Here is a 12,788-nt window from a genome sequence, read left to right on the forward strand (position 1 = left end):
GTTGCACATCGCGTTAATTATTTACGCTGACTTAGTTAATGCTGGGGTAAAATTTGCTGCAATGCTTCTATGAGTCGGTCAACACTTTCTGGACGACTGTTAAAACCCATGAGTCCCACGCGCCAAACTTGACCGGCTAATTCACCTAAGCCGCCGCCAACTTCAATATTATGTTCGGTGAGTAATTGCCGTGCAACTGCTTTACCATCAACACCAGCCGGAATACGCACAGTAGTAAGGGTGGGTAAGCGATATTCCCTTTCTACGTGCAGACTTAATCCTATTTCTTCTAAGCGTTGCCACAAATATTCTACGTTTTTTTGGTGGCGTTGCCAGCAGTTGGCTAGTCCTTCTTCGGCAATTAAACGTAATGCTTCCCGCAGTCCATAATATAAGTTAACTGGGGCTGTGTGATGATAAACTCGTTCACTTCCCCAATATTTACCGAGCAAATTCATATCTAAATACCAGTTTGCTACCTTGGTGGAGCGTTTTTGCAATTTTTCCATTGCGCGGGGGCTAATGGTAAAGGGAGACGCACCAGGGGAGCAACCCAAGCCTTTTTGACTGCAACTATAAGCTAAATCTACACCCCACTCATCTAAAAATATGGGGACACCGCCTAAACTGGTAACTGTGTCTATTAACAACAGTGTGCCAAATTCCCGGCATAATTCCCCGACTCCTTCTAATGGTTGACGCGCACCGGTGGAAGTTTCGGCATGAACTAAAGCTAAAATTGTTGGACGATGGGTTTCTAAGGCGGTGCGGAGTTCTGCGAGGGAGAAAACTTGCCCCCAAGGCTTGGTAATGGTGCGGACATCTGCGCCATATCTTCCTGCCATATCAACCAAACGATTACCAAAATAACCAGCAACACCAATTAATACCACATCACCGGGTTCTACTCCATTGGCCATAGTTGCTTCCATAGCGGCCGAACCTGTACCACTTACTGCTATGGTGAGGGGGTTTTCAGTTTGCCAAACGTAGCGCAGCAGAGACTGAATTTCATCCATTAAAGCTAAGAAAGCAGGGTCAAGATGTCCTACTGGGGAGGTACTCATAGCTTGAAGAACGGCGGGATGAGCATTAGAAGGGCCAGGCCCCAGTAGCAGGCGGGAGGGAATTTCTAGGGGTTGGAGTTGTAAGCGTTGACTTTCGTTAATGGTAATTGTCTGAGTCATAATTTCGCCCTATGTGGTACTTACCGAATCATAAGGCGATCGCACCACCGATTTTTGACTCTGCCTGGAGATTATCTTTTTCTATAACCAAAGACATAGTTTATTACACTCAGTGCCTACAACCTCTCATTGGCAAGAAGCAGCAATCAAAACAAAGTCTTATACTTTACCCAATCAATCTTAGATTTGGGATTTTAGATTTTAGATTCAATCCGGCAATCCAAAATTTAAAATCTAAAATCTAAAATTCGGAGGGTCAACAGTCAACACCAGAAAATTTAGATGCGTGACAGCTTGCGAAGATGTCCATTACTAGCAAATTTCTTTTGCAGAATTTGCTGATAAACTGCTTCATAACCGTCGGTCATGTGTTGTAGACTAAAGCGATTTTCTACATATTTCCGACAGCTATAACGGTCTAAATCTGCTATTTTATCGAGGGATGTAATAAACTCTTCTATGTTATTGCAAGTAAACCCTGTTTTACCGTGGTTAATTACTTCTGTTGTAGACCCTAATTTCATTGCAATTACTGGTGTTCCTGCTGCCATTGATTCCACCATCACTAAACCAAATGGTTCGCGCCAAGTAATAGGAAATAAAGTGGCTACTGCACCTCCCATCAAGGCATTTTTTTGTGTATGGTTAGCTTCTCCTAAATATTCAATTTGCTTGCCGTCAATTAAAGGTTTGATCTCTTGTTCATAATATTTGAGGTCAACAATATCTATTTTGCCTGCGATTTTTAAACGCCAGCCTGTTTGTTTGGCAATGTTAATGGCTAAATGTGTTCCTTTTTCGGGAGAAATTCTCCCCAAAAAAGCTAAATATGGTGGTTCTTCTGGTTGGGGATGGAATTTATAGCTACTAACATCAATCCCGTTATAAACCGTTGCTACATAGTTTAGTCCTAATCTCAATTCTCGCTGGGAATTAGAGATACTAACAAAAGATTGCTCTTTACCATAACGAAATAGCTTTTCATTATCGGTGGTAAAAATGCCATGTAAAGTATGAACTGTAGGCGTGTCAACCAGGTTAGCATAAGGCAGGGAAGCACAACCCATGTGAGAATGAATAATATCAAATTCTGCTGCTTGTTTGTACACAGAACCTAGTTGTAGCATTTCGTAAATACCCGGCTCTTTAACACTAGAATCTAGCCTTAAAGCACAGGGATGAACTGATACTAATTTCGCCAAACTAATAGAATCTCCTGATGCAAATAAGGTGACTTCATGTCCTCGCCGGACTAATTCATCTGTGAGTAAACTCACGATTAGTTCTGTACCTCCATAAGCAGCAGGTGGTACTCTCTCTGATAGAGGAGATATTTGAGCAATTCGCATAAAAAAGCTCCTGCAAAATAGATTTTTAACAGTGTTGGGTAAAATTCGAGAGGGAAACACTGCACTAATTATTAGAAAAAATTGGTGCGCTGTAATGCCAAACCATACGCCTGATAACTGTTAATTGTTTTAATGCACTAGAAAATCTGTTTAGACACGGAATTTATCAAGAACTACTTACAATTTTTATGGTATTAATTAGCTTTTTTTGTCTATCTTAGTAGGTAAATAATCTTATTCTTCAGAGGTAAAATAAGTTTTAATTTATGGTGTTTTATCTATACTAATCTGATTGAGTTTGAAAAAATTTCAGTATATGTAGGGTGTGTTAGGCGTAAGCCGTAACGCACCAAAAGCTTTAGGAAGTTCCGTACTACTTATCTGTTCACAAATCAAATATGAGTCTAATGTAAAACTAACTTGAAAATTCATCAGAACTTATGCAAGTGTCACAATCGATAGTTGGTGCGTGACGCTATCACTCTCATGGCTACGTTCCAATACTTTCGTAGCGTCACACACCCTACATCAATTTATTTAAGTATATTGACGTTTAAGCACACATAGTATATAATTCCGTACAATATAAATTTAGTTGATAAAAACGTGAATATTTCTCCCTCTCACAAAAAACCGCTTGTCACATGGCAGGCGGTTTTCTCAATCATCATGTTTGTGTTTATGTACCTACCGATTATGGTACTGGGGTTTTATAGTTTTAACCAATCACCTTACAGTGCTGGTTGGCAAGGCTTCACCCTTGATTGGTATATTCAATTGCTAAATGACGATCGCATTCTCTCGGCTTTGAAAAATAGTTTAATCGTGGCGTTGTGTGCTGTGAGCATCTCTGCTGTCTTAGGAACATTGATGGCGGTTGGTTTAGCGCGTTATCAGTTTTTTGGCAAAAAGCTATATCGTGGTATTTCTTACCTACCATTAATTATTCCTGATATTGCGATCGCAGTTGCCACTCTCGTATTTTTAGCCGCCTTCGCTATACCCTTAAGTTTATGGACAATTGTTGCCGCTCATATAGTATTTTGTTTAGCTTATATCGGACTAGTAGTTTCTTCCCGATTAACTAATTTAGATCCCCACCTAGAAGAAGCCGCATTAGATTTAGGTGCAACACCTCTACAAGCTTTTATCAAAGTTCTATTACCCCAATTAATGCCGGGAATTATCGCAGGTTGTTTACTAGCATTTGTCCTCAGTTTAGATGACTTTCTCATCTCTAGTTTTACTGCTGGCAGTGGTTATAACACCCTACCAATGGAAATATTTAGTCGCATCAGAACCGGAGTTAAACCTGATATTAATGCCTTGAGTGTTTTATTAATTGTCGCCTCGGCAATTGTCGCTCTCATCGCTGAGTCAATTCGCGCCTTCGGAAATCAGAGAGAATAGCTGACAGGATATTTATTCACCAAATGCGAGTAAATACGAAATATTTTTCGAGGGATATTTTTGCTGTTCTAATACAGCTATCACTTTTTGCAGTTGAGTTTCTAGATACTGACGATTACGAAAGTTCATTAAGAGCATTTGTTGAATAGGTTTAACAATTCGTCTCATTTGTTCCTGATTTAATTCTTCATCTTCTGGGTATTGTGTAATAAAATTATGGGTAATAAATAACTCATTACCCTGAATTATCCCAGTAGTAAAAACTTGTTTGATTTGTTCACAAGTTTGAAAAATAAACCGCTTAGTGCTGTATTTCAAAATCACCGGATCTAGTATATAGATAACTGGAGTTTCTTCAATATTTTTATCCAATAAAGAATGTCTAGCAATCAAATCGTTGGATGTTTGAAATAAGTTATCATAACTTAACAACTTCTGGCTATCTTCCACTAATTGATCCCATGAAGCTGTATTCCGTCTGATTGCTACCCAATAAATCAGATTTATTTCTGCCGATGAAAGTCCTTGAAATTGTCGCTCTAAAAAATCAGTGGTGACTTCATCTACAAAAATTGATATTTTCATAAAATTGGATATATCACCAGCGAATACACTATTAACACTGGCAACAATCCTTCTCATTATCCACGGGGTGTTATAACGCCTGCTCAGTTCTTGGATATCACTATCTGCACCTGACAAACCTTCTGCAATTAATAACTCTTGTGCATCTTCATAACTTAAACCTCCCAATCTTTTGGAGTAAACAAATTGTCCTTCTAACCGTTCAATATTTTTCGGTTTTCTTCTACTTAATAATAATAAAGAACTTTTATGATATTCTTTAGCAATTCTCTCTACAAATGAATTATATTTTGCATAATCTTCACTATGATTGTCAACAATTTCTTCCCAACCATCCAGTACTATCAAACATCTTTGACGCTGTAAATAATCCATGACTTGATCAATGTTGCCTGTTTCTTGTTCACCTCTAGATAAAAACTGCACAAGTTTCATTAATATTTCTGAGAATAGAGGTGCTGATTGTAAAGAAATCCAGATTAAGTAATCATATTTTTTAGCAATTTTCTCTCTTTCTACTAACTGGCGAACTAAAGCAGTTTTACCAACTCCCCCCATGCCGTAAACTGTAACTAATCGATAACTTTGTGTAATTATCTGTTCCTCTAGCTTATTTAATTCTTGGCTACGCCCATAAAATTTACCGAGAGGAGGTGCTTCGCTCAAATCCCGATTAGCATCTGCTTCATTTTCTTTGATGTCTTCCCAATTCAAACCCAACACCTGACAAAAAGCTTGGAAATTAGTAGCATCAATACGCTTACATTCCCGAAACCGTCTCCAAGTTGATTGAGATACAGCATATGGAGGGCTAATATCATCCCAGTTGCGATGCGGTTCTAACACTTTACTGGCTTCTTTAAGAAATATCTCCTCGGTATCCCAAGCCTTTTCAATCTTTCCTTGTAACTTAATTTTTTCTTTTCTTATTTGTGTAATTTTTTGAATCCTAGCTTCTTTGATAAGTTGTTTTGCCCGTTCAGAAGCTTTGAGAGATAAACGTTTTCTAGACATAATTTTTCAGTTTTTGCAAACATTTTAGATGATTTAATAGCAGGTTAATCAGTCTTGTTATAAATTACTTCGCTCTGGTGTTTGCTCCAACTCAAAACCATATTGATTTGGGCTAATTTCCTTAACTTTGACTAAAACACCCACACCTTTAACTAACTTGCGATCGCCATCTGGTTGAAAACCTATTTCTGCATTAGTAGCACCTGAAGCTGAGAAGTTAGAGTCTTTCAATTTTTGGTATATACTTGAACGAGTTAGGTTATTCTTATCACTCAAAGCTTTAATAAATACCTGGGTGGCATCATAAGCACTCATACTTCTCCATGTGATACTATTGATCCAACCAAGTTCTCTAGCTTTTTGAGTAAACTGATTATTAGCATTTTTAATATGAGAAAATACAGGAATAATCATATTATTAGCTGCTTGTTTAAGATTTAATATTTGCTGATCATATAAAACATCCCCTCCTAGGATTTGGAACTCTTGATTGGCTAATCTAATAATCTGTTGTGATATATCTAAAGTTTTACGACTACTAAATAATAGGATTGCATCTACTTTCGTATTTTTTGCTTTTAGTATGCAAATATCTGGCTGCTCATTGATTAAATTGCAATTTTGGTTATTAATAACCACTTGATTACGTACTAAATAATTATCAAATTCTCGTTTGAGTGAACTGCTATAACTATCCATCGGATCATACACAATCATGGTTTTCTTAAATCCCTTATCTGATATATATTTAACTAAATCACCAACAGCGATCGCATCATTAGAAGCTGTACGGAAAACGTATGGATTTAAATCTTTAGTTCGATCAGTATTATCAGGGTTTCTAATTGCCGTGCTTGTGGGTGAAATCAGTACCAATTTTTCTGTTTCACTCAGTTGAGTTGCTCCATAAATCTCTCCTCCTTTCCAAGTGTTGATACTTGTATAATGTCCCATCACCCCTACTATTTTACTTTGCTTAAAATTAGTATCACCCGGAATATTATTTTTAGAAATATATGTAGCTATTTTTTCGGTAGTAATGTGATCACCATCAATATTTTCTTGAGCTATGAGAACTTGAAATAATGGTTCATCGGCGTTGAGAGATTGTGCTACACCACGCAATAATTCTAAAGCAATATCACGATTTCTAGAGTAGCCTGGAATCACAACTGTAATTGTAGGTAGATTTAGGTTTGACTCACTTTGAGCAACTTTGGCGTTATATTCATAAATTATTGTTTCTGGATCTACTTCACATTGTGTTGTATGAGCAGCTTGCTTAAATTGCAGTTTGGCTTGGTTAAAAGATGTTGCAGCTTGTGTAAAATCTTTGTTTTTAAATGCTTCTATACCTTGTTTTTTATAAACGTAAGCTATTGAGCATTCCCGACTGGTATTATTGTCAGGAATTAATGCTTCTTCTCCCCGGCTAAAATATTCAGCATCCGGTGGGGGTGGTGCTGGTGGCTTTGGAGTTATAATAAAATTGACAGTAACTGCGATCGCTATTCCTAAAAAGAACGGCAAGCTAAAACCAATGAGCGATCGCCAAAGCTTAGGTAATCCCTCCACCCTATCAAGAAACTGCCTCAACCAAGAACTTTGACGAGGTTGATTGAGTATAGGCTTGTGGGTAAAAACTTCGTTGGGATCAGGTGCTTGAGTAGCAAGTAAATCTGAATCTAAATCTGGTTTAACTTGAGCAGACAAAATATTCAAAACTTCTTGAGCCGACTGAGGACGATCTTCCGATTCATATTGCAGCATTTTATCTAAAGCCTCTGCAAAATGCTGATCCTTTACCTGTAAATGCTCTTGCAATTTTGACTTAAATAGCAGTTGATTCGGATTTTTATATCCTGTTAACAAACACAGACAAGTTGTAGCTAAAGCATATAAATCTGATGCAGAAGATAATTTCTCACCACGGGATTGCTCAGGTGGTGCAAAACGCGCATCTAAAACTATTGATGTTGTATCAACAGGTAATCCTTGTACTATTTGTCTGACTGCACCAAAATCTATTAAATATAGCCTGCCATCATTGCTACAGCGCATAATATTAGCAGGTTTAATATCTCTATGTATAACTCCGTTAGTACCGTCATAATTATGGATATACTTGAGTATATTAAGTATTTCTTTGAGAATATTGATAACTTCGTCTTCTGAAAATTTGCCTTTCTGCTGAAGTTCGTGATCTAAGTTGTGTCCTTCAATATAATCCTGTACCAAATAAAAAAACTTCTGTACTACACCTGTTTTTTCCTCAACTTCTTCATAAAAATAATCCCAAAACCTGGGTATTTGTTGATGTCTTAATTCTTCTAAAATATTTGCCTCTTGCCGAAACTTATCCTCAATATATTGAACCATTGATGGAGTTAATACTTGTCCAGGATGATTTATCGGATGTAACTGTTTAATAACCCGGATTTTACGAGAAAATTTCTGATCATTTGCTTTCAATATATCCTTCGCTTTAAAAGTTCTACCAAATCCTCCACCTCCTAATAGTTCTAATGCTACAAAATGTCCCCTTAAAATCAATGGCATTCCACAATTAGCACAACGTACTTCTGTTGCAGAGAGTGCATTTAGATGTTCATTAGAAATAGTATTTTCAGGCTTGGTACAACTCGGACGAGTGCAGTAAACTTCCATTAATTAACCTCTAAAATCTAGTTTAATTACATCTAGGTAATGAAGATATTTTAAATCTTGAGTAACCATCAATAGCTTCAGATATCCAATTTTTGAAAAATCGGGTATCTCATTGCTAATTTGTATAGCAGCAGTGATGATATTAAACCCCAAGATTACATAGGTGAAAGTTTATGCGTAGGCTATTACAAATTAGATGAAACTTATGCCCGCCTCTTTAGAAGTATTACTCACGTAAGTATTGTAGTATAGTAATGATTCTCTTGACCTTTTACCAGTAATATTTTTTGCTACAAATAATAAACTTTCACAAGATAAAAATTGAAAATTTGATAACCCTGAGTTTTTCCAGTTACGAACCTTGTTTATATCTTGAAAGTCATCCTCATTACTCCTAGAAAAATATCACCATTCTGGTTGTTGTGGTTTGGTGCTGTCAGCCAAATCAAACCGGGAGTAATACTAATGTTGTCGTTGATTTGATAGCGATAAAACCCTTCCAGGTGAAATCCCGTATCGGGATCACGACGAGGTAAACCAGATAACTGTGCAGAAGAACCAGTCAATTTAGGCTGCATCCCCACAATTATCCCGCCTAAATTACCCTCTTTACCCAAATCAGGAAAGGCTAGAGTCACAGCCCAATTCCAAATATCAGCATCACCTTTGACATCGCCAGTTAAAGCTCGTGCATTGGTATAGCCTAGCCATCCACCCACTTCAAAACCATGATTAATTTTGAGATTAGTTTCAATTCCATAGGAGTTAGAAGCAACTTTTCTGCCACCCAAGTTAGAGGCTATACTGCCGATATTATGTCCTAAGCCATTCTCGTTGTAAGCATTGACGTAAGTGAAGGCAATTTTGGTAACTTTGTCATTGGCGTTGGGATACCATACAATCTGCCCCAGCAAACCATATTTACCATCAAACAAGCCGCTACTAGGGTTGTTAGCATTACCAGCTAAATAAAACATCTCTGCTTTGAAATTCTGATTGGGTGTAAAAGTCACACCTACACCCGTATCTCCACCCAAGCGATAGATTGCATTGTATCGACCAAAGCGGGAAATAGTAGCCTCTCCATCGCTTTGTAAAGGATTAATCACATCGGCATCATCAAGGTAGCTATTAAAGCCTGTAGCAATTAAAACACGCAGCTTTTCCCCGACAGGAAAATAATATTCCAGCTTGCTGAGGAAAACATCATTAGTGGTGTCGCTACCAGATTGGAAGCTTAAGCGAGTCTCATTTCCCGGTGCAATGGGATTCACAACATTACTCCCCTGAAGTCTGACACGGAGACGATCTTTGCCAGTAAAGCTAGTGTCAAAGTTTAGGCGCACCCGACTAGAAAAGGTGAGATTACTTTCATCCCCATTACCGCTAAGGCTAGCATCTCCAAAAGCATCTGTAGCCGCAAAGATGATCTGGCCATTCAGTTTTGTGGTTGTAGAAAATTGTTGTTCTAGCTGTTCAGTACGTGCTTCTAAAGTATCAACTCTACCGCGTAAGCTAGCTAATTCTGTAGTGAACTGTTCTTGTAGCTTTTGCAAAGTCGTTAAATCTTCTTGAGTAACTAAGTCTGTAATTTCAGCACTCAGGCGTTGACTAACTTTGTCTATGCAGGTATTTAAGGCGGCTGCAAACTCAAACCGAGTCATTGCACGATTTCCTTTGAAGGTGCTATCTGGGTATCCCGCCAGACACCCGTAACGCTCAACTAAAGATTGCAGTGCTTGAAAAGCCCAATCAGTTGGTTGCACATCAGCAAGTTGATTTACTGAGGTGACTGGCTGAGAATCTAGTTGAGCATATTGATTAATGTTTTCAAAGGGATGATTGCTGTTAGCAGTGGTGGAAACTTTTAGGGAAGATTCAGCCCTCACTTTTGCTAAAGGAGTTAATAGTAAAATCCATATAGCAAAAATTAAATTTAGATTAACTAAAAAAAGATGCCACATTTTTTTATCTTAGTAGTAATACATCAAGTTTATGCTAAGGACTAAAGTCCTTACTACAAACTATCATGACTTGATGAATGTGTATTAGTAAAATATCAAAACCCCTTATAAGTAGCTAAAATTGAATTTTGCTCATATATTCAACGTTGAAGTTCAACATATTCAATATTTTCAGTTTTTGATTTTAATTAGGCAAGAGATCATTTATTTTCAAAATTAAGTTAAGCTCACTAAATGGGATTATTTCCGAGAGACATATGGAAGCTGAAAAAATATCAGAACTGATCCGAGTGGCAAATTTTATAGTTATCTCCAAGACAGGAAGACCTTTAAAAGATGTGCAGAGAGATATCCTGGAAAAAGTTTTGCAGGGATATAAGCTCAAAGATATTCAGGTGACAGGATATACTAATGGCACGGTGCAGAGAGTCCTGTGTCCGAAACTTTGGGAGTTATTATCAGTGACTACAGGGCAGAAAATCCGCATCAATACAGTGATGTCAGCTTTAGAAAGATTATCACAAGAACTGAAGGATGGTAAAAAGAGCGATCGCCCTCACACCCCTCCAGATCCTGTTGTCATTCACCCTAAACAACTACGGCAAAACTTACCTGCTCGTAGTTGCAATAACTTTGTCGGACGAGACGAAGAAATCACTCGACTTTTGGAATTACTTTCACCTACACATTCCGCACATTTAATTAGCGTTGATGGGATTGGTGGCGTAGGCAAAACCACCCTAGTTTTAGAAGCAGCTTATCGTTGTTTGCAAGCTAATGAGAATCAGCCAGAATTTTTGGACATACCTACTTTTGATACTATTATTTTTACCTCAGCCAAAGAATCTTACTTGATGCCCTTTGGTTTATTACCAAGTTTAGCTCCCAAAAAAACTTTGCAAGATATTTTTCGGCAGATGGCGCGAATATTAGATGAGTTAGATATTACAGGAGTGAGTTTTGAAGAGCAATTAGATTTAATTAAAGAAGCCTTATCTTGCCAGCGCACATTATTAATTGTTGATAACTTAGAAACTGTAGAAAATCAACAAGATATATTGGCATTTTTGCATGAGTTACCACCAACTGTCAAAGCAATCATTACTACCCGTGAACAAATTTTGTTTGTTCCCGTGCGGTTAACATCAATGCCAGAGTCAGATGCTCTGTGTTTAATTCAGCATGAAGCCCAAGAAAAGGGTGTTTCTCTGAGCAAGAAAGATAGTCAAATACTTTACAAAGTTACAGGGGGTATTCCCGTAGCAATTACCTACTCAATTGGTCAACTAGCTAACGGATATTCTCTACAAGAAGTATTGGGCAGAATATCTAAGCCGAAGGGAGATGTTGCCCGTTTTTGCTTTGAGACTTCCGTAAAGCCACTGATAGGACACCCAGCCCATAAACTGCTGATGGCACTAGCACTATTTCCCATGCCGCCTTTACAAGATGCACTGGTACAAGTGGCAGTGCCGGAAGTTAACAGCTGTGCCATTAATGCAGACTTAGCCCGACTGCGAAACCTTTCTTTAGTTAGACAAGAAAATAATCGCTACAGCATACTACCACTTACCCGTGAATATGCCCTAGCCGAACTCCAGGCTTACCCTGATTTTGAATGGGAAGCCAGAGAAAGGTGGATTAGTTGGTACTTAAACTTTTCCCAAAGTTACGCCGGACAAGATGCTAAAAGCTGGCAAGGACAGTTTGACGGGTTAGAACAGGAGTGGCAAAATTTACAAGCGGTCATTGAGTGGTGTATGGTTCAGGGTCGATACGCCGAAATGTGGCAGTTTTGGCAAAATCTGGAGGCATACACCTATGCTATGGGTAGAAAAGAAAGCCGCTTACGATATTGGGACGATCGCCTAACATGGACAGCATGGTTAATGCAAGTCTCAGAACAACGTGGAGATTGGGCAGTTACAGCCAAAGTGATGGTCGATCGCGCCTGGACTCTTACTTCTTTGGGTAGACGCAAGCAGTTAGAACAAGCAGATCAACTATTTACCAAAGCTTGGGAATTACGCCATTATCAAGAACCCTTATTCATGTTGTGCTTGGCGAGAAATATTGCGGTGTTACGGATTCAACAGCAACAGCTTGATGCAGCGCAGATGTGGCTAACTCAAGCCAGGGAGCTACTAGCACAAATAGACGAGCAAGAGCGATCGCGGCAATTAATCCAAATTCAATATTATCAAGGTGAAATTTTATTTAAACATCAACAATACGAACCAGCCAAAATAATTTTTCAACAAACCCTAGAACTGGCACAACAAATTCAATGGATACGTGCTATTTTCTGTACACAAAATTGGTTAGCTGAAATTGCCATCAAACAACAAAGATTAGATGAAGCCGAACGACTACTTACACAAGGACTGCGCGTAGCTGAAGCCAATCAAGATCAAAGCCGTGCCGCTTTTTGTCAACGCTCACTATCCAACCTAGCAAAAGCTCAAGGTAACTTATTTGATGCTCAAAAATGGATAAGTAAAGCATTAGATAATTTTGACAAGCTGGGAATGCAAACGGAAATTGAAGAAACACAAAATTTATTGGAAATATTAGAACGGCAAATGTAAATGAGTAATGAGTAATGAGTAATG

7 protein-coding genes are annotated in these 12,788 nt (G+C 38.2%); 2 read left to right on the forward strand and 5 right to left on the reverse strand.

Annotated features, from left to right (window positions below; translation table 11 throughout):
- Positions 1-35: 35 nt before the first annotated feature.
- Both ACPZ3T_RS14890 and ACPZ3T_RS14895 read right to left on the reverse strand, forming a co-directional pair.
- Complete coding sequence (locus ACPZ3T_RS14890; RefSeq protein WP_490270269.1) at positions 36-1,187, reverse strand: alanine--glyoxylate aminotransferase family protein; 1,152 nt, start codon at positions 1,185-1,187, stop codon at positions 36-38.
- Positions 1,188-1,465: 278 nt separating this feature from the next.
- A complete protein-coding gene (locus ACPZ3T_RS14895) occupies positions 1,466-2,536 on the reverse strand; it encodes a glycosyltransferase family 4 protein (protein ID WP_490270270.1) in 1,071 nt (356 codons plus the stop codon).
- Positions 2,537-3,142: 606 nt separating this feature from the next.
- On the opposite strand from ACPZ3T_RS14895, the gene ACPZ3T_RS14900 reads away from it, so the two are divergent.
- Entirely contained in the window at positions 3,143-3,946 is an 804-nt protein-coding gene (locus ACPZ3T_RS14900; protein ID WP_490270271.1) for an ABC transporter permease, read from the forward strand.
- Between the two features lie 12 nt (positions 3,947-3,958).
- Here the strand turns inward: ACPZ3T_RS14900 and ACPZ3T_RS14905 are convergent, their stop codons facing one another.
- The 3 genes from ACPZ3T_RS14905 to ACPZ3T_RS14915 form a co-directional block, all read right to left on the reverse strand.
- Entirely contained in the window at positions 3,959-5,545 is a 1,587-nt protein-coding gene (locus ACPZ3T_RS14905; RefSeq protein ID WP_490270272.1) for an NB-ARC domain-containing protein, read from the reverse strand.
- Positions 5,546-5,602: 57 nt separating this feature from the next.
- The gene (locus tag ACPZ3T_RS14910; protein WP_490270273.1) at positions 5,603-8,212 is read right to left on the reverse strand and encodes a bifunctional serine/threonine-protein kinase/ABC transporter substrate-binding protein; all 2,610 of its coding nucleotides are present in this window, start codon (positions 8,210-8,212) and stop codon (positions 5,603-5,605) included.
- A gap of 365 nt (positions 8,213-8,577) precedes the next feature.
- Positions 8,578-10,176, reverse strand: coding sequence for an iron uptake porin (locus ACPZ3T_RS14915; protein ID WP_490270274.1), 1,599 nt, complete (start codon positions 10,174-10,176; stop codon positions 8,578-8,580).
- A gap of 257 nt (positions 10,177-10,433) precedes the next feature.
- On the opposite strand from ACPZ3T_RS14915, the gene ACPZ3T_RS14920 reads away from it, so the two are divergent.
- Positions 10,434-12,764: a helix-turn-helix domain-containing protein gene (locus ACPZ3T_RS14920; RefSeq protein WP_490270275.1), complete on the forward strand. Its 2,331-nt coding sequence runs from the start codon at positions 10,434-10,436 to the stop codon at positions 12,762-12,764.
- Positions 12,765-12,788: the final 24 nt, after the last annotated feature.

The sequence above is a fragment of the Aliinostoc maniaoense genome, assembly GCF_058172895.1.